Origin of the sequence: Bartonella sp. M0192, assembly GCF_016102305.1 — a bacterium.
Taxonomy (GTDB): Bacteria; Pseudomonadota; Alphaproteobacteria; order Rhizobiales; family Rhizobiaceae; genus Bartonella; species Bartonella apihabitans.
This window is the reverse complement of the sequence record NZ_JACFOU010000001.1, coordinates 2,037,294-2,056,387: the sequence shown is the minus strand read 5'-3', so window position 1 is coordinate 2,056,387 and position 19,094 is coordinate 2,037,294. Positions and strand designations below refer to the sequence as shown.

General features: G+C 45.1%; 14 protein-coding genes and 1 tRNA gene. 10 read left to right on the top strand and 5 right to left on the bottom strand.

Translation table 11 applies throughout. The annotated features are described in order from the left end of the window. The first annotated feature begins 40 nt into the window (after nt 1-40). Nucleotides 41-1,330, top strand: a complete 1,290-nt coding sequence (locus H3S82_RS09000; protein WP_198232768.1) for a TCR/Tet family MFS transporter — start codon at nt 41-43, stop codon at nt 1,328-1,330. Between the two features lie 594 nt (nt 1,331-1,924). Here H3S82_RS09000 and carA read toward each other — a convergent pair. After that, a complete protein-coding gene (carA, locus tag H3S82_RS08995; protein ID WP_078039749.1) occupies nt 1,925-3,121 on the bottom strand; it encodes a glutamine-hydrolyzing carbamoyl-phosphate synthase small subunit in 1,197 nt (398 codons plus the stop codon). A 259-nt stretch (nt 3,122-3,380) separates the two neighbouring features. On the opposite strand from carA, the gene H3S82_RS08990 reads away from it, so the two are divergent. Beyond that, complete coding sequence (locus H3S82_RS08990; protein ID WP_077972079.1) at nt 3,381-3,833, top strand: GatB/YqeY domain-containing protein; 453 nt, start codon at nt 3,381-3,383, stop codon at nt 3,831-3,833. Between the two features lie 163 nt (nt 3,834-3,996). On the opposite strand, the gene H3S82_RS08985 is transcribed toward H3S82_RS08990, so the two are convergent. Further along, a complete protein-coding gene (locus H3S82_RS08985; protein WP_077972078.1) occupies nt 3,997-4,248 on the bottom strand; it encodes a GlsB/YeaQ/YmgE family stress response membrane protein in 252 nt (83 codons plus the stop codon). Nucleotides 4,249-4,663: 415 nt separating this feature from the next. On the opposite strand from H3S82_RS08985, the gene dnaG reads away from it, so the two are divergent. From dnaG to H3S82_RS08965, 4 genes are all read left to right on the top strand, one after another. Further along, a complete protein-coding gene (gene dnaG, locus H3S82_RS08980) occupies nt 4,664-6,595 on the top strand; it encodes a DNA primase (protein WP_198232767.1) in 1,932 nt (643 codons plus the stop codon). A gap of 411 nt (nt 6,596-7,006) precedes the next feature. Continuing rightward, nucleotides 7,007-9,031, top strand: coding sequence for an RNA polymerase sigma factor RpoD (gene rpoD, locus H3S82_RS08975; protein ID WP_077972073.1), 2,025 nt, complete (start codon nt 7,007-7,009; stop codon nt 9,029-9,031). 66 nt (nt 9,032-9,097) lie between these two features. Next, nucleotides 9,098-9,388, top strand: coding sequence for an HlyU family transcriptional regulator (locus tag H3S82_RS08970; RefSeq protein ID WP_198232766.1), 291 nt, complete (start codon nt 9,098-9,100; stop codon nt 9,386-9,388). A 101-nt stretch (nt 9,389-9,489) separates the two neighbouring features. Further along, complete coding sequence (locus H3S82_RS08965) at nt 9,490-9,957, top strand: YcgN family cysteine cluster protein (RefSeq protein WP_370541256.1); 468 nt, start codon at nt 9,490-9,492, stop codon at nt 9,955-9,957. A gap of 511 nt (nt 9,958-10,468) precedes the next feature. Here H3S82_RS08965 and H3S82_RS08960 read toward each other — a convergent pair. Then, nucleotides 10,469-11,203 (bottom strand): SIMPL domain-containing protein, encoded by a 735-nt coding sequence (locus tag H3S82_RS08960; RefSeq protein WP_198232765.1) that lies wholly within the window; start codon nt 11,201-11,203, stop codon nt 10,469-10,471. 152 nt (nt 11,204-11,355) lie between these two features. Between H3S82_RS08960 and H3S82_RS08955 the strand changes: the two genes are divergently transcribed. Together H3S82_RS08955 and H3S82_RS08950 are read left to right on the top strand one after the other, a co-directional pair. Further along, nucleotides 11,356-11,432: transfer RNA gene (locus tag H3S82_RS08955), tRNA-Ile, on the top strand. A 600-nt stretch (nt 11,433-12,032) separates the two neighbouring features. Continuing rightward, nucleotides 12,033-12,230, top strand: a complete 198-nt coding sequence (locus tag H3S82_RS08950) for a hypothetical protein (protein ID WP_198232764.1) — start codon at nt 12,033-12,035, stop codon at nt 12,228-12,230. Nucleotides 12,231-12,661: 431 nt separating this feature from the next. Here H3S82_RS08950 and H3S82_RS08945 read toward each other — a convergent pair whose 3' ends face one another. After that, nucleotides 12,662-13,294: a YrbL family protein gene (locus H3S82_RS08945; RefSeq protein WP_198224225.1), complete on the bottom strand. Its 633-nt coding sequence runs from the start codon at nt 13,292-13,294 to the stop codon at nt 12,662-12,664. A 682-nt stretch (nt 13,295-13,976) separates the two neighbouring features. On the opposite strand from H3S82_RS08945, the gene H3S82_RS08940 reads away from it, so the two are divergent. Both H3S82_RS08940 and H3S82_RS08935 read left to right on the top strand, forming a co-directional pair. Then, nucleotides 13,977-15,419: an NAD-dependent succinate-semialdehyde dehydrogenase gene (locus tag H3S82_RS08940; RefSeq protein WP_198232763.1), complete on the top strand. Its 1,443-nt coding sequence runs from the start codon at nt 13,977-13,979 to the stop codon at nt 15,417-15,419. A gap of 112 nt (nt 15,420-15,531) precedes the next feature. Then, on the top strand, nt 15,532-16,686 hold the full coding sequence (locus H3S82_RS08935; RefSeq protein WP_198237137.1) for an iron-containing alcohol dehydrogenase: 1,155 nt from the start codon (nt 15,532-15,534) through the stop codon (nt 16,684-16,686). An 886-nt stretch (nt 16,687-17,572) separates the two neighbouring features. Here the strand turns inward: H3S82_RS08935 and H3S82_RS08930 are convergent. Further along, entirely contained in the window at nt 17,573-18,895 is a 1,323-nt protein-coding gene (locus H3S82_RS08930) for an MFS transporter (protein WP_198233549.1), read from the bottom strand. Between the last annotated feature and the right edge of the window lie 199 nt (nt 18,896-19,094).

Here is a 19,094-nt window from a genome sequence, read left to right as displayed (position 1 = left end):
GTCCTATTAGCAATTTCTTGTATAAGCATGGAAATTCGTCATGTCGCAAAGTCTCGATGCAAAATTTGTTCACAAGGGACTTGTTCTGGTCTTCATCACGCTGTTACTGGATATTATCGGCATTGCGATCATCGTGCCGGTTATGCCGGAATATCTAAGCCAATTGACCGGCGACAGTATCAGCAGGGCTTCGGTTGATGGCGGCATTCTGCTCATGGTCTATTCAACCATGCAGTTTCTTTTTGCCCCCTTTATCGGCAATCTTTCCGACCGTTTCGGACGCCGGCCGATTTTATTGTTATCCATTATCACTTTTGCGATCGATAATTTTATCTGCGCCATTGCGTGGAGCTATTCCATGCTCTTTATCGGCAGAATTCTTGCCGGTGTCAGCGGCGCCAGTTTTTCTACCTGTTCGGCTTATCTTGCCGATATTTCGGATGATAACACAAGAACACGCAATTTCGGGCTCATCGGTATTGCCTTTGGCGTCGGCTTCTTTTTAGGGCCATTGATTGGTGGCGTTTTGGGCGAAATCGGCCCCCGTATGCCGTTTTATTTTTCGGCAGGACTTTCGCTCGTCAATTTTGTTTTTGCCATGTATATGCTGCCGGAAACTCTGCCTTTGTCACTGCGCCGCCCCTTCGAGATCAGACGGGCAAATCCGGTCGGTGCTTTGCTGGAATTGCGCCATTACCCTACTGTGCTTTGGGTGGCACTTGCCTTCTTCCTCTATTGGCTTGCCGAGGCGGTTTGGCCTTCAACTTTGGCTTTTATGGCCAAAGAACGTTATGGCTGGAGTGAATTTTCTATCGGTTTTGCTTATGGCGTTTTTGGCATCGGCCAGTGCATCATAATGGGATTGCTCTTGCCTTATATGACAAGGCATTTAAGCAATTGGAAAATCTCGATGATCGGGCTTATTTTCGCGCTCGTTGGCATGGTCGGCTATACCTTCGCCTTTGAAGGTTATATGCTTTATGTCGTTTACCTTTTTACTATGCCGGAATATATCGCCCATGTGCCAATGCGCTCGATTGCTTCCTCCCAAGTTCCAGCCAACGCGCAAGGTGCTCTTCAAGGCGCTTTGACATCGATAACCTCCATCACGTCGATGATCGGGCCGGTATTCTATACGTCGATTTTCAGCTATTTCACGAGCGATAGTGCGCCGTTCAAATTTGCCGGTGCCCCTTGTGCAACCGCATTTTTCGTGTTGCTCGCAACAACACTGGTTTTCGGCTTTTTCGTTCGCGAAGATAAAAGCCCGCGTTTAACAACATATGAACTTGTGAGAGATCACGAGAACCAAAAAGCACAAGACAGCTAATCGGGTTAAAAACAACCTTGAAAATTCCAGAAACCGCTAGACATATCGCAATCAATTTCCGGAAGTTTCAAAGGCTTTTATCTATGTCTGAAAAACGGCAATAGTCTTATCTCTGGAAAAACTCGAAGCAAATCTCGACTTTTTTTAAAGGCGGAAACGTTTGTTGGAAATAGCAGGAGCGCCGGATTTTAAAAAATTAACACCCGTTAAACACGTAAAACACGGCAAAATGCGGAACGGAAAATGCACTGTGCTGCTCTGGAGTTCAATCGAAACGCTTTACGTTTCAGGAGAATTTCTGTCCGGAATTGAATTCGGTTCTAAGAGGAAGCTGTCTTGAATGTGCCGAGGTTTACTCCGAATTCAAGGCTGGCATTGTTTTAAACGCTGTTTCACCTCATTGGAAAGGCAATTTTTACGGCTGGTAAAAAATGAACAGGACAATTGGAATGGCGAAGAGCAGGGAGTGAACGTTGTTTTTCCGACTTTTCCGGTAAAAACGACAAAACAATATTATTGAATACGAAAAAACCCGCTTTTTAGCGGGTTTTTAATCATTTTAAATCTGTTGAAAGCCAAACGGCAAGCGGCCAATTATGCCGCTTTCTTATGTTCGCGGATCATCTTTGCAAATTGCTGGAAGAGATAATGGCTATCTTGTGGTCCTGGCGAAGCCTCGGGGTGTTGTTGCACTGAAAAGACCGGCTTGCCGACAAGCCTGATACCACAGTTTGAACCGTCAAACAGCGAGATTTGCGTTTCTTCGACACCTTCGGGAAGGGTTTTTGCGTCAACTGCAAAACCGTGGTTCATGGATACAATTTCCACCTTGCCGGTTTCTTTATCCTGTACCGGATGGTTGGCACCGTGATGGCCCTGATGCATTTTGACAGTTTTTGCACCCATTGCCAAAGCAAGCAATTGGTGACCTAGGCAAATGCCGAACATTGGAATACCTGTCTCGACGAGTTTTCTAATCATCGGAACAGCATATTCGGCTGTTGCAGCAGGATCACCAGGGCCATTTGACAAGAAAATACCATCGGGATTCAAAGCCAAAATTTCTTCGGCTGTGGTTTTTGCAGGAACGACGGTGACACGGGCTTCAAGTCCGGCAAGAAGCCGCAGAATATTGCGCTTTACGCCATAATCGACGGCAACAATATGAATGTCTTTCGTCTTTTCATGGCCATAGCCTTCATTCCATACCCATGGCGTTTCATCCCATTCGGATGACTGGCCTTCGGTTACATCTTTAGCAAGGTCAAGCCCGACCAAGCCGCTCCATTTGCGGGCGCGCTCTTTCAAAGCCTCGACATCAAAAACACCGTTCTTGTCATGGGCAATCACCGCATTGGAAAGGCCTTTTTCACGAATAAGCGAGGTCAAGGCACGTGTATCAATGCCGCAAAGGGCAATAATGCCGCGTTGGGACAGCCATTTGTCCAGACCTTCTGCGGCACGATAATTCGATGGGTGGGTAATATCTGCTTTGAAAATTGCCCCCACAGCACCATGGCGTTGAGCCGGTGTCAGATCTTCTATATCTTCGGCATTGGCGCCGACATTGCCAATATGCGGGAAAGTAAATGTTACAATCTGGCCGGTATAGGAAGGATCGGTGAGGATTTCCTCATATCCGGTCATAGCAGTATTGAAGCAGACTTCAGCTTCAATGGAACCTGTTCTCCCCAAACCTTTACCTTCAATGACGGTTCCGTCTGCTAATACCAAAAGCGCAGTGGGTTTCGTGGTGCCCCAAGGTAAAGTCGTTTTTGTTGTATTAGTCATCGCTCACTCTCAATTAAACGTTGGTTTAAAACGGCGCGTTTATTGTTCGCACTAAAAAGCCGCAAGCAAATGGCATCTGCTGGGCGTTCGAGTTTTCCAATCTTCGGCTAAGGTTTGTGATATAGGAGCTTTGATCGGCAAGGTAAAGAGCAATGGAAGTCTTTTTCATGGCTTTTTCCATTATTTTTAATGCTTTCCATTGCATGAGGGGCGGCGATTTTGTAGACCAAGACAAATTTCCACAGGAGGGAACAGAACCATGTTGCGTGATGACATTAATAATGCGTTGAAAACTGCTATGAAGGAACATGATAAAGCCCGGCTTTCAACCCTTCGTCTTATCAATGCAGCCGTCAAAGACCGCGATATTGCCAATCGGGGAGAAGGCAAACCCGCCGTTGACGACACCGAATTACAATCCATTCTCGCGAAAATGATCAAACAGCGCGAGGAGTCGGTCAAGCTCTATAATGAGGGCGGACGGCCCGAACTTGCAAAAGCCGAAAGCGACGAAATTGCGGTTATCCGCGAGTTTTTGCCGCGTCAGCTTGATGAAAACGAGGTTCAAAAGGCAATTGCCGAGGGGCTTGAAGCAACCGGTGCAGAAAGCTTGCGTGATATGGGCAAGGTTATGGCATGGCTGAAAGAACGCTATAACGGCCAGATGGACTTTGCAAAAGTTGGCAGCACCATTCGCGAAAAACTGAAATAATTCGAGCGCTTTCAAGCCGGTTATAAAATCAGCCGGAGTTTAGAACGCACTTTATAAAAGGCACCTTGTTTGAAGGTGCCTTTTTTCATGTTTCCCTAAAAATCCCGAATGATCGGAACGGAACAATCAGCCCGTTCCAAACGGGGGTAAACAGAATAAAATTTTACGAGCGTATCAGCCGGCCAAGCCAGATAAGAATGCAGGCGCCGATAAAGCCGGAAATCAGATAGCCAAAACCGCCGGCGAAAGTAACGCCGAAAAGACTGAATATAAAACTGGCGAGCGATGCGCCGACAATACCAAGAATGATATTCACAATAAGGCCGGTGTTGCTTTTCATAAATGTTTTTGCTGCCCAGCCAGCCAATCCGCCAATGATGATAGCGGCAATCCAACCTACACTTGCGTCCTGCATAAATATCTCCTTTAATCGGAATGAAATTTAATGAAAAAGGGTAGGGCGGGGGTTTTCTTCTTCAAGTGTCTTGAATCTTTCTTCTTGCCTTAAAGCCCGTTTTGGCAAAAGTGCAGTGGCAAATGAAAAAATCAGAGAAGAGAATTAAAAAAACAGGTTGATGCAGTTTTGACCGGTCACGCTGATTTTATTTTTCTTCTGGAGCAGCAGGATAAAGCAAACATTTTTCTGAAAGCTGAAAGGCATAAAAGTTATAATGAAATGGGTATTTCCTAAAAGAGCGGGCGAATTTTCATTCTCTGCCTTTTGATTTCATTTTAAAACAAATGCTTAACCGTCTTTAAAGTCGGGGTGTTTAATTTAATTGCAACAATGTTTAAGTTAATAGGACTGGAACCGGAGACGACGAAAAGTAATGCGTTTTTCACCCGATTTTCTTGACGAAATTCGTGCACGCCTGCCAATTTCAACTGTGGTAGGCCAAAGGGTGAATTTCGACCCGAAAAAAAGCAATGTTTCGCGTGGCGATTTCTGGGGCTGCTGCCCGTTCCATGGCGAAAAAACGCCAAGCTTCCATTGCGAAGACCGGAAAGGCCGATACCATTGCTTCGGTTGTGGGGCAAGCGGCGATATCTTCACTTTTGTGACGGAGATTGACGGTATTCCTTTTCCCGAAGCGGTCGAGCGTTTGGCAAATCAGGCCGGTGTCCGGATGCCGGCACGTGACAAGGATGCCGAGAGACAGGAAAAGATCAAAAAAGACCTTTATGATGTCATGGCCCTTGCGGCGAGCTTTTTTAAAAGCAAGTTGAAATCACAGGAGGGAAACCTCGCCCGCAGCTATCTTGAAGAACGGCAAATGCCCAAAGCAATAATGGACCGCTTTCAGATCGGTTTTGCGCCGGATGCACGCAATGTTTTGAAGGATGCGCTGATTGCTAAGGATATTTCATTAAAACAGATGGAAGATTGCGGGCTGGTTGTTGCTGCAGAAGATGGCTCGGCACCATATGACCGGTTCAGAAACCGCATCATGTTTCCAATTGCCGATTTGCGCGGGCGCATTGTTGCCTTTGGCGGGCGCGCCATGGACAAGAATGTGCGGGCAAAATATCTGAACAGTCCGGAAACCGTGCTCTTCCATAAAGGCAAAATGCTTTATAATGCCGCTACGGCCAGAAAAGCCGCACAGCCGAAAGCACAAGAAGACACCAAGCCGATCTATGTTGTTGAAGGTTATATGGATGTGATTGCTATGGCCAAAGCCGGTGTCGACACTGCTGTTGCACCCCTTGGCACAGCTTTGACCGAAGACCAGATTGGGCTTTTATGGCGCATGACACCTGATCCGGTTTTCTGTTTTGATGGTGACGAGGCGGGAGTTCATGCAGCATTTCGGGCAGCAGAGCGCATTTTGCCAATTTTGAAAGCCGGGGTTTCTGCCCGTTTTATTCTATTGCCCGATGGTAAAGACCCCGATGATATTGTGAAAACAGGGGGATCGGATAGTTTGAAAGTCGAACTATCAAAATCAATTCCCCTTGCCGAACTTTTGTGGCGCAAATACACATTCGGCCAGCAATTCGAAACGCCGGAAGCGCGCGCAGCTCTCGAGCGCGAGATTAAGTCGGTTATTTTCACAATCAAGGATGAAAGTTTACGGCATTATTATTTACAGGATTTGCGCGACCGGTTGCGCAATCTGTTTCGTCCGGCTTTTTTCAAGAATAACAGCAAGAATTATCGTGGTAACCGGAATGCGAACACTATTGGCGGCGGTCCCAGCCCAAGTTTGGCCAATTCCAATCTGGTCAAAAATTCGGCGAGTTTCATTCCCTTGCGGGAAGCGGCAATATTAATGACCTTGGCGTCCCATCCCGAACTCTGGTACGAGGATTTTGAAACTTTGGCAAAGCTTGAGCTGCAAAATCCGGCACTTATCGGCCTTCATCGTGCTATGCTTGAAATTATGGGTGAATGGCAACCGAATGATGCCGATGCCATGATGAAGCTGTTGAAACAAAAGGGGCAGGAGCAAATCCTCAACCGGATCCACAGCATGCTGAAAAATCTCGGATTTCGCTGTGCTTTTGCGGAAGCACCGATTGAAGACGCAAGAGAAGCTTTAAAACAGGCTGTCTACTTGCATCTGCGTGCACATAACCTACATAAGAGGTTGCGTGACATTGAAGCCGAGCTTTTGGAAAAATCGGATAGCGGGATGTTTACCCTTTTGGGCGATGTCAAGGCAGAACTTGAAAAAACTGAGGCTGTTGAGGCTTTGATCGATGGTTTTGGACGGTGGAAAGAAGACGAATCAGACCGGAATGAGTCGGAAAATCAATAAATGATTCGCTTTTTGTCTGCGAATCAGCCACGAAAGCCCAGTTGTGCTAGAATTGGCTTGGATAATCGGGTTAAAGAAACAATCAGGTTAAAGAAAGAGTGAGATTTAGCGGGCGGGGGTTTTCTTTTAGCGATGAAAAGGCGGCAGTGCAAGAGCTATGGCGCAATGGAACATTTTTGAAAGAGTGGTGTTGAAGAACAATCATATGGAGCAAGGACGTTATCTTGCAAAGAAAATAGCCAACATTAATCTTTTTTAAAAATTAACGGCTTTACAAGATTTGCAATCCAATAAGCCGTAAGTATTGGCGGAAATTCAAGCCAGATGGAATGGCTGTAAGTGCAGAATGAGTAGAAAGTTGCAAAACACAATGAATAAATGTGCGATGTGGCTGAGCGGAGTTAACACGGAATGGCAACAAAGGTAAAACAGACAGAAAATGCAGAGACCGAGCGCGAGGTTAGCGGCGATGGTCCTCTTTTGGATCTGTCCGATGATGTCGTAAAAAAACTGATCAAGACTGCGAAGAAGCGCGGTTTTGTTACGATGGACGAATTGAACGCTGTTCTTCCTTCAGAAGAGGTGACTTCCGAGCAGATCGAAGACACAATGGCCATGTTGTCGGACATGGGCATCAATGTTGTGGAAGATGACGAAGAGGCTGAAGCAGAAGCTGAAACCGAGGAAGAAGAAACTTCCGAAGGTGGCGAACTGGTAGAATCTGGCGGTCGTGCCCTTGCAACCACATCAAAGCGCGATCAGAACGACCGGACAGATGATCCGGTGCGTATGTATTTGCGTGAAATGGGTGCTGTCGAGCTGTTATCACGCGAAGGCGAAATAGCCATTGCCAAGCGTATTGAAGCCGGTCGCGAGACAATGATTGCAGGCTTGTGTGAAAGCCCGCTCACATTTCAGGCGCTCATTATCTGGCGTGAAGAACTCAATGAACAACGCATTTTGCTACGTGAAATTATCGATCTTGAAACCACTTATGCAGGACCTGAAGCCAAACAGGCTCCGGTCATCGAACATATCGAGGATTTGAAGCCCAAGGAGGAAGCTCCCAAACGTGTGGTTCACGATGATGATGACATAACCGACGTCGGCGGCGAAACCATCGAGCCGGATGAAGATGACGAAGATGACGATGAAAACAATCTGTCGCTTGCAGCGATGGAAAACGAGCTTCGTCCGCAAGTTATGGAAACTTTGGACTTCATCGCGGATACTTACGCAAAATTGCGTAAATTGCAGGATCAGCATGTAGAAAGCAGCCTCGCCGACCACGACGAAGGCGCGCTGTCTCCTGCGCAAAAGAAAAAATACAAACAGCTCAAGGATGATCTGGTCAAAGCTGTCAAATCATTGTCACTTAACCAGAACCGTATCGAAGCGCTGGTCGAACAACTCTATGACATTAATAAACGTCTGGTAAAAAGCGAAGGCAAGTTGAAACGTCTTGCCGATTCCTATGGTGTTGGACATGAGGAATTCCTGAAACAGTATCAGGGTCGCGAAATGGACTCCGATTGGGTCAATTACATTTCCACATTGCCCGGTCATGGCTGGAAGGAATTTGCCACCAGAGAAGCCAAAACCATTCAGGAATTGCGTAGTGAAATCCAGATGCTGGCGCAAGAAACGGCGATTTCGATCGGCGAATTCCGCCGTATCGTCAATCAGGTCCAGAAGGGCGAACGCGAAGCAGCCATTGCCAAAAAGGAAATGGTGGAAGCCAATCTCCGTCTCGTTATTTCGATTGCCAAGAAATATACCAATCGCGGTTTGCAATTTCTTGATCTTATTCAGGAAGGCAATATCGGCCTGATGAAGGCTGTCGATAAATTCGAATATCGTCGTGGTTACAAATTTTCCACTTATGCAACATGGTGGATCCGTCAGGCCATTACCCGTTCGATTGCCGATCAGGCTCGTACAATCCGTATTCCGGTTCATATGATCGAGACGATCAACAAAATCGTGCGTACTTCACGCCAGATGTTGCATGAAATCGGGCGTGAGCCGACACCGGAAGAATTGTCGGAAAAACTTGCAATGCCGCTTGAAAAAGTGCGCAAGGTTCTGAAAATTGCCAAAGAGCCGATTTCTCTTGAAACACCTGTTGGTGATGAGGAAGATTCACATTTGGGCGATTTTATCGAAGACAAGAATGCGCTATTGCCAATCGATGCCGCTATTCAGGCGAATTTGCGCGATACGACCACGCGTGTTCTTGCATCTCTCACCCCACGTGAGGAACGCGTATTGCGTATGCGTTTCGGTATCGGCATGAATACAGATCATACTTTGGAAGAGGTCGGCCAACAGTTTTCGGTTACCCGTGAACGTATCCGCCAGATTGAAGCAAAAGCATTGCGCAAGCTCAAACATCCGAGCCGTTCACGCAAGTTGAGAAGTTTTCTGGATTCTTAAAATTTATGCAAAAGGCACGAAATCTTGCGGTTTCGTGCCTTTCCGTTTTTCAAGCAAGGACAAACCATGTCATTTTTGCAGAGACTTTTTGGTAAATCTAAACGCGCTTCAAATGAAAACGCAGAAATCGACGGCGGCCAGACCGAATATAAAGGCTTTATCATTTCCGCGACGCCTTACAAAAATGAAGGCCAGCTCCAGAGTTGCGGTGTTATTTCAAAAACCGTCAATGGCGAAAATAAGAGCTACCGGTTCATCCGTGCGGACCGTTTTACCAATCTCGATGATGCTGTTGCCATGATTCACATCAAAGGCCGCCAGATTATCGACGAGCAGGGTGAACGGATTTTCGAATAATAGCCTGTTTTCGGGTGCCTGCTTCGACACGCATTTTTGTGAACCGAAAAGTCCCCACTGTTTCCGGCCTGTTACGGCGACACACTTTGAATGAAAGCCGTATGAAAGAAATGAGCATGGACAAGCTTCCATTCTATAAAACAAAGCTGCTGGAGCAAATGACTCCCGAAGAATGGGAAAGTCTTTGCGATGGTTGCGGGCTGTGCTGTTTACAAAAGCTGGAAGATGAAGATAGCGGCGAAATTTTTGTCACGGCCGTTGGCTGCCGGTTGCTTGACGCGCAAAGCTGCCAATGCAGTGATTATCAGAATCGCAAGTCCATTGTTCCCGATTGCCTCTATCTTGATATCGAAATGGTGCGCGCGGTGCGCTGGTTACCGGAAACTTGTGCCTATAAGTTGGTTGATGAAGGAAAAAACCTGCCTTCTTGGCATCACCTTGTTTCGCATGACAAGGAAAGCGTGCACAAAGCCCATATTTCCGTTCGCGATAAAATTCTCGTTCATGAAGACGATCTTATCTCGGACGAAGATTATCTTGATTACATCATCGGCCCGATTAACGGCTGAGGTTTGGGAATTCGCAGGCGCTTATTTTTCCGTTTGCTTGTCGGGATAGGTCTTTTGAAGAAACACCGGAGATATGACGTAAAATCGTGTTTCCAGATAATAATGGCAACAATCGGAAGTTACAGTGAGCATTTGTTAAGACCGTGACAAACCTATCGGAATTTTCGTGCCAAAAACCGAAATGTTTTGTGGGCTACCTTTTTGAAGCTTATTAGATGATAATTCCTTTTATCCGAGAACTTCTGCGAATTTTTAAGGGAAAAAAATCCTTGAAAGTTTATTTCGGCTTGAATGCCACTCCTCTTTATGGTGCGCTTCACAAGTGACGCGTGTCCCTTTCCGGTAAGGTTGATGTCATAGTCTCACGCTTCATAGTCTCTCGCTTGCAAACGTTCTACCAAATTGACCGGTGAGACCTAGCCACAGATTGACCCTATGGCCGTTTTGGCTTCCCGATGAGATGCTATGTCGAGAAATAAACAATAAAGAAAAGCGTCAGAAGCGGTTCCAATTATTGTTCGATCGCAAATGTCATTGTCACATTGACCTTGTAATCAAGTTCGCCGGAAGAAAAATTGGTTTCGTTCCGATATGCTGTGGCACTTGCACTCATAAGTCGAGGCATCATCATATTGCCTGAGTTATCTTCAGCAATGGTAATGACATTTCCAAGTTTTACATTTGCGCTTTCAGCCAAAGTTTTGGCCTTTGCTATGGCCTCTGCGACGGCTTTTTTCCTTGCATTTATAAGGTAAGGCTTAGTATCGGCATTTGTGAACGTAATACCGTTCACAGAATTGACGCCCAACTTCATCGCTTCATCAAAAATCTTGCCGGCCTTGTTTATATCGCGCACACGCACGCTCAAACTATTGGAAACACGATAGAGAGGCGTATTTGCCTTTTTGTTTTTTTCGTTTTCCTCAACACGGTAAATAGAAAGCCCCGAAGTCATCAGATCGCCATTTTCGATACCATCTTTCTTAAAGGCATCAAGAACCTTGTTCATTGTTCCATTATTGGCATTCAATGCAGAATCGGCAGTTTCCCCTTCGTTCTCGACAGCCAGATTGATAATGGCAATATCGGGTTTCGCCTGTTCGTCTCCTGTTGCCTGAACAACAATCACAGGTTCCGTTTTATTCACATTTTGCGCATGAAGAGCAAGTGGCGAAGTGACACACAAAAAGGCGGCACATGCAGCAATTATTTCGGCGTTGCGGGGGAAAATACGGGACACTGTCATTTACTCCTCATTTTTAATAAGCCTCTATCTTTTAGATAGAGTTTTGCGGGCGAGATAAAAGCTTCAAGCGTTAAAATTTTCAAAAAGGTGAATAAGTTGACACGGGGGCACTTGTGTTGACGAAATTTTTAGGTTATTGCGGGGCTTCCGTGGGGCCTGTAGCTCAATTGGTTAGAGCCGGCGGCTCATAACCGCTTGGTTGGGGGTTCGAGTCCCTCCGGGCCCACCACCTTTAACTCTATAATATATTGTTTTTACGTCCTTATATTTTTAAGGCGAGTGTAGTTGAGCACGTGGTTTGCAGTAAACCGGTTTTATAAAAAACATTTATCACGTAAATTTTTTCACCACTTCCATGGAAGCTTTTGGGCATGTTTTAGCTATTGTTTCGCTCGGTGGAATCGACGAAGAATCCAATAAGGTGCTGTTAGGGAGCTGTTTGGAAAAAACATCTCGAACGACATAATTAAAAAGTTGCTAATAAAGCGCTCCTTTGCCTATTTGGGGCATCGTCCGGATGTTTGCTATCTTGATAAGTATGGTTCATGAGAGAATTTCAAAGCTTTTGTCGCCATGTGCCAATTTGTACAACGTGGTAAGAATGTTTGTTTGTCAGGCCGCTTCCTTCAAACTTTTGTAAAAGTAGCTCAATGCAGACTAACCGGAATTTGTATTCGTTGACCAATAGGATGCTAAGCCAAATTATTTAAAAAACCGGTCTTAAAAACTCCGATTTTAAAAGCCGGTGACTCTCTTCATATTTGATTATGAAATCCTTGACTCTCGTTCTTGATGGGAACATCACAAGCGTGCAAAAGGAGTCATAGAAGTGAGTGAAGTTAGACAAAGAGACTATCAACAAGACGAAATTGACCATCTGATTGCTGATTATAATGGTGATGTAAAAACCTTGATTTCAAGGCTTCTGGACGAGCGTCAAATGCTCATCCGCCAAGTTGAAGTTGCTGCCTGTGCTATGTCATTCGGTTACGGGCGCGGTTGGAAACCGAAAATTCCTGTAAAATGAGTCTTTTGTATTTCCCCCTTTTTTGTTGCGTTGTGTTTTATTCAAAACCGCAAAATCCAGTTAAAATTTAGGGGTCAGTTTTTATAGAGCGCAGTGCCCGCCAATATCGGGCGCGCGCTCTTTTCTATTTTTCGTGATTGGCCATGTGGTCATTGCGACGTGATTTTGATTGGAAAAGCATATCACATCTACAAATAATGACTGCGTAATCTTTGCCTGATGAAAGCGTTTTGGTTGTCGGTTTCGTAAGTTGGTTCTAACGATAAACAATCCCACTTGGCTGCTCATAGTTATGGATTATTTCCAGAATTTGCCTGAAATGGTTGCTCAAAAAACCGCCGGAGAAAATAGGCAGATACCAAATTCTGGTAAACACCATGAATGAACATGCGAACAGAATGAAAAATGTCGGGAATTTGCTTGTTTGGCTATTATTTTCCGACAACTGCATCATAAAGATTGAGCTCATTGAGCATTTTATGAAGGCGTTTTCTGTTCTCTCTCCGGTTCAAAGAGCGGATATAGCTTCGCAAGTGTAAAATATTTCGTTCGCCTATACCGTCAATCATGACAAATTCATAATGGTCGTCACGCCAGGATAGAACCAGATTGTCGGTGTGAAAGCTCGTGAGAACAACAGGCGAAGTTTCTGCCCATTGGTTTAGATCTTTCAACTCGGCTATATAATTGTTGATCTTGTCACCAATTTCATGAATGGTTTTTGCCGGTGAACCATCTTTGTCTTTTTCGATTTCGCAAACCATTCCCCAACCAAGATCGGTTCGCACGATTCCCGATGTTGTCAAAATATGCGGAGTTCTGAGATTGGTATCGAAGTTCAGCCGCATAGTTTCGAGAAATTCGAAGATGTTATAGACGTTTTCGCGTAACGGTTTGAAACGTTTTTTAAATGCGTTGTATTTTTCGTATTTTTCGGCCCATCTGTGTCGAACAATTTTGATAATCAGATCGGGATTTTGCGGATGCTGAAAGATAACCCGGTGGCGACCATTGTCAAACAAGGGCGTGGTATTTCTCAGTTCGACAATGCCGGATATTTTCAATTATGTTCGCCTGTCTGCCAATTTGCCAATGGGGTTCAATGCTGATTAAGTTGGTCAAACTCAACGTTATAATATTTATCATTTTTAATAAATAGAAATACTTGTGCAGTTTCGTATTTATTTCGTTATTCGGCAAGTTTTATGAAAAACCGGAAACGGCGATGAACGACTGAAAAATCAAAGTAAATGCTGGAAAACCTGAAAAAGGGGTAGTTAGCCAAAAACCGGTCAAGGCAAGTTTTATGCTCTCAATAGAAGGTTGTTTTTTAATTCGATATTCGTTCCGGTATTAATGTTGAGGAAACTCTGTGTGGTGGAGTTTATTTCAGAAGTGGAGCCGTTGGGTGTCGTTTTCACAGGACATCCGGTAGCTCGAAAATACAAGGAAAAAATCTTTTTTAAGTATATCGGTTGTGCGGATAATCTTTTTTAAGTATATCGGTTGTGCGGATAATTTGTTCTTCCGTTCCTCTTGAGGGGGCGGAAAAATCCGGTTGTTCCTTGATAGAAGGAGCGGTGACAAGACGAGTAATTTATTAATATGTAAACAATCTATTGAACGGTCCTGTCCTTGCTCTTTATAAAGAATACACCTACGTTAATTACGAAATAGCTTGTTTTCCCGTGGAAGCTTAAGGCCCGAGAAAACCGGAAGCGTGTTGGGTTCAGGAGGAATAGATAAATGAAACTTTCAGATAAAGAGCTGTTGAAAGACAAGTGCCTGATTGACGGCAAATGGCTTTCTGCAAAAAGCAATGAAACAATCGCCGTTACCAATCCGGCAGATGGTGAGGTGGTTGGCCATGTGCCTTCACTTTCCGCTGGCGAAGTTGAAAAAGTCATCGAGGCTTCAAATGCAGCACTCGAAAAATGGCGAATAAAAACAGCTTCCGAGCGGTCAAAAATCTTACGCAAGTGGTTTGACCTCATCATTGCTAACGCCGATGATCTGGCTATGATTATGACAAGCGAGCAAGGTAAACCTTTGAAAGAAGCACGTGGCGAAATTGTTTACGCTGCCTCCTTTGTCGAATGGTTTGCTGAAGAAGCCAAGAGGACTTATGGAGATACCATTCCTTCGCCTCAGCAAAAACAACGTATTACGGTTATCAAACAACCTGTCGGGGTGACGGCAGCGATTACACCGTGGAATTTTCCTGCTGCAATGATCACGCGCAAAGCCGCACCTGCACTTGCAGCAGGCTGTACGATGATTGTAAGGCCAGCCAGTTTAACACCGCTCACCGCTCTTGCCTTGGGCGAGCTTGCCAACCGCGCAGGAATACCGGCTGGTGTTTTACAGGTTATTACGGGTAAATCATCGACAATCGGTAAAGTACTTACTGATAGCCATATTGTGCGGAAACTGTCATTCACAGGGTCAACAGAAGTTGGTCGCACGCTTATGGCCGAATGTGCACCGACGATCAAGCGTATTTCGCTCGAACTTGGCGGGAATGCACCTTTTATCGTGTTTGATGATGCAGATCTTGATGAAGCAGTTAAAGGTGCTATTGCATCGAAATATCGTAATGCCGGTCAAACCTGCGTTTGCGCCAACCGCCTTCTCGTTCAGGAAGGGGTTTATGAAGCCTTTACCAAAAAACTCGAACAGGCAGTCAAGGCTTTGAAAATTGGCGATGGACGGAAACCCGAAACAGAAATCGGGCCAATGATCGAAGAAAGTGCGTTGGAAAAGGTGGAAGAACATATCGCAGATGCGGTTAAAAAAGGTGGCAAGCTTGTTTATGGCGGTAAAAGATTGGGAGGGCTTTTTATTGAACCGGCGATTGTAACGGGTGTCACACAGGATATGCGCTTTGCCCATGAAGAAACCTTCGGACCGGTTGCACCATTGTTTAAATTCAAAACAGAAGATGAAGCAATTCGCATGGCGAATGATACGATTTTCGGACTTGCAGCTTATTTCTATACGCGCGATTTCAGCCGTGCTGTCAGAGTGAGTGAAGCGCTTGAATATGGTATGGTTGGCCACAATACCGGTTTGATTTCAAATGAAGTTGCGCCGTTCGGAGGCGTTAAGCAATCCGGCCTCGGGCGCGAAGGTTCCAAATATGGAATCGAAGAATATATGGAAATCAAATATATATGCAGTGCTCTGTAAAAGTTGTTCTGTCCGGAACATAATTCAAGCATATGAAACGGGCTGCATTTGTTCTTATGTGGCTCGTTTAAAAAATGGTTGAATTTGCATTCCGGAAATGGAGGAGGAAAATATGCAGGAATTTTGTTTCGAGGCTGTGCCGTCAATTACCGTGAAGTGGGGTGGTGCAAACAAGCTCGGAGAATTTGTTGAACACTATTACGAAGAACGCAAAGTACTGATTGTTACTGATGGCAGTCTTCATAAGGCGGGTGTTCTTGAACAGCCAAAATTGTCATTGGAACAAGCCGGCTTCAAAGTTGCAGTTTTCGACAAAGTTGTCGCTGACCCGCCAGAAAATATTGTTCTTGAATGCGTGGAAAAAGCCAAAGCGGCCGGTATTAATATCGTCGTCGGCTTTGGCGGTGGCTCCTCCATGGATGTCGCCAAACTTTCTGCAGTGCTGATACGGTCGGAACAAAAATTGCAAGATCTTTATGGTATTGGAAAAGTAAAGGGCAAGCGTCTGCCTCTTATCCAGATACCGACGACAGCCGGCACCGGTTCGGAGTCTACCAATATTACAATTCTCACCACCGGTGAAACCACAAAGATGGGCGTTGTTGCCGATCAACTTTATGCGGATAAAGTTCTCCTTGATGGTGAATTAACTGTCGGTTTGCCGAAGTTGCAAACGGCTGCAACGGGTATCGACGCGATGGTCCATGCCATTGAAGCCTATACCGGAAAATTGAAAAAGAACCCGCTGTCGGACGCCTTTGCTCGTGAAGCACTGAAGCTATTATCGGCAAATATTGTGACTGCTTGCAATGACGGGCATAATAAAGAAGCTCGTGAGGCAATGCTGCTGGGAGCTAATTTGGCGGGCCAAGCTTTTGCAAATTCGCCGGTTGGTGCGGTTCACGCTTTGGCTTATCCTTTGGGTGGTCATTATCATTTGCCGCATGGCCTTACCAATGCGCTCATGCTGGGGCCGGTTTTAAGGTTCAATATGAAAGCAGCGGCTCATCTTTATGCCGAACTGGGTGATGTTGTCGGGACGCATGCAAAAGGCACCGAGATAGAGCGCTCAAAAGCTTTTGTCGAGTTTATGGAAAAATTGATGAGGGAAACCGGCGCACCACGCCATTTGAAGGAAGTCGGTGTTACAGATAACAGTTTGGCATTGCTTGCGAGCGACGCGATGAAGCAGACAAGATTGCTTGTCAACAATCCGGTTGAAGTAACAGAAGCGGATGCTCTTGAACTTTATCGACAGGCGTTCTGAGGAACGCTTTTTCATGAATTACATTGAAATGATCTCGTAATCCGTCAAAGGCGGATTATGGGATTTTTTTTAACCCTCGGATCGTCGTGGACGTTGAACCGGAAATGGACGTTTCGTTTTGATCTTTTTGAAGCGGGCATTCCAAATTAAACTCAAAATCATGAGAATTTAGCTTCACCAGCATTAAATATCTAAAACGCATTTCAAGTTTAACGATTGAAAAGACCTGTTTGAAACGCCGGTTTTACGTCTCGGCTCGCAGTTTCTCCTGAACATTCATTGCTTTCTTTGTTGTCCTTTATTGATTCAATTTTCTTGGGCGAAAAAGAAAATACAAGGTCTGAGGCAAAGGAAAATATAACGACTTTGGACAAGCGAAATATCGAACTTTGGAAAAGGGAAGTATGATGGGGCATAGGAAGAGGGGAGGGGATGAAAAATAAGCTTTCAAGGTGATGCGAACAGGAAAGCCCGTGCTTGGAGAGAGCCAATGGCGATAAAGAGAGGCCGGAATAAACGGATGAGGTGGGAATAGACGAATGCATGAGTGCAGAAAAAGTAAATCCACGAATAAAATACAAGCAGAAATAACGTCAAGAAACCGATAAAGAGCTTGTAAATGATGCAGAGAATTTATGGGGAAACACGCACAGAGATGAGGGGCTAAAGAAATATTGAAGCGTCATTAATCTTGTCCACGAAAGAAACCGAATTTTCAGAAAAATGAGCGGGCCAGAAAAACGGGCCAGAAAAACGGGTAAAAAAATGGGCAAACAAAGCGGAAGGGCGTTGTTCCGTTTATATGATTGCCCGTTTCCTGAACCGAATTACAAAATATCATTATCAGCCGATAAAAGCCGGACAACCGGCTTAAGCATCAGCCGGATTAACGGCTGATGGATTCAAGTGTGCGGCCTCGCGTTTCTTCACCCAACACAATGATGACGATTGCAACCGCCAGAAGTACTCCGGTGAACATTATGAATACACTGGAAAACGCTTCTTTATCTACAGCCATCATATGGGTAACGACCATCGGGGCAACAATACCGCCAACCCGGCCGATAGCGGAAGCCCAACCGGAGCCGAAAGCGCGAATATTGGCCGGATATTGTTCGGGCGTATATGAATATAGAACGCCCCATGCACCGAGATTGAAAAACGACAACAGGCAGCCCCACAAAATGATCATGCCATCCGATGACGCTTGTCCGAAGAAATAAGCGCATATTGCACAAGCAGCGATAAAGCCGGACAAAGTAGCCTTGCGACCGAGTATTTCAATCAACCAGGCTGCGGCCATATAGCCGGGAAGCTGGGCCAAAATAAGGATCAACGTGTATTTTGATGATTTGACAATGCTGAAGCCGTGTTGCTCCAATAGGCTCGGAAGCCAAGTGAAAATACCGTAATAGGAATAGACAATGCCGAACCATATGAGCCATAGCATGATTGTGCGTCTGGCAAGACCGCTTGACCATAATTGTGTGAAAGAAACGTTGTGCTTTTCGGCAACAGGGGCAACTTCGATTTTTTCCACAACCGGAACACCAGCTTCTTTTTCAAGTTGGCAAACGATTTTATGAGCTTCTTCAATGCGTCCGCGATTAATCAGATAGGGAATAGATTCAGGAATTTTACGCCAGATATGAAACACATAGAGTGCCGGTATGCCGCAAATGATGAAGGCTATCTGCCAACCATAAGCCGGAATGACAAAAAAGGCGATAAGCGCAGCAAGAAGCCAGCCCACTCCCCAGAAACTTTCTAACAAAACAATGAAACGGCCGCGTACCCGAGCCGGTACATATTCGCTGACAAGACTGACAGCAACTGGTAATTGTCCGCCGAGACCGAAGCCGACTATGAAACGGAACACCAATAACCATTTAAGATCGGGTGCAATACCACATAAGGCGGTTGCAATACTATAAACGACAAGTGTAGCCGCAAAAACTGTCTTTCTGCCAATTCTGTCGGCAATGCCGCCGGCCAATACGGCTCCGATAGCCATCCCGACAAATCCGATGCTGACAACCGAGGCCTTTTCCGATGCCACCAAATGCCAACTTTCTGACAAACGCGGCATGATAAAAGCAATAAGGCCGGTGTCCATAGCATCGAACATCCAGCCTAAACCGGTTACCAGCAATAAGCGATAGTGAAACTTTCCGAGCGGCAGTCGCTGTACGCGCGAAATCAGATCCATTATACCTCTTCCCAAATTGAAAACTCATGGTGATTTTATGAATGGAGAAACATTTTAATATAATTATCAAATAATTTTCAAATATAAAAAATATTTAAACATATTAAATACTATATAATCTAAAATTATAATAATTATAAAATTAAAATATTTTTACTACATCTCCATTTTTTGATGTCTATACACATTTCGTTACCTG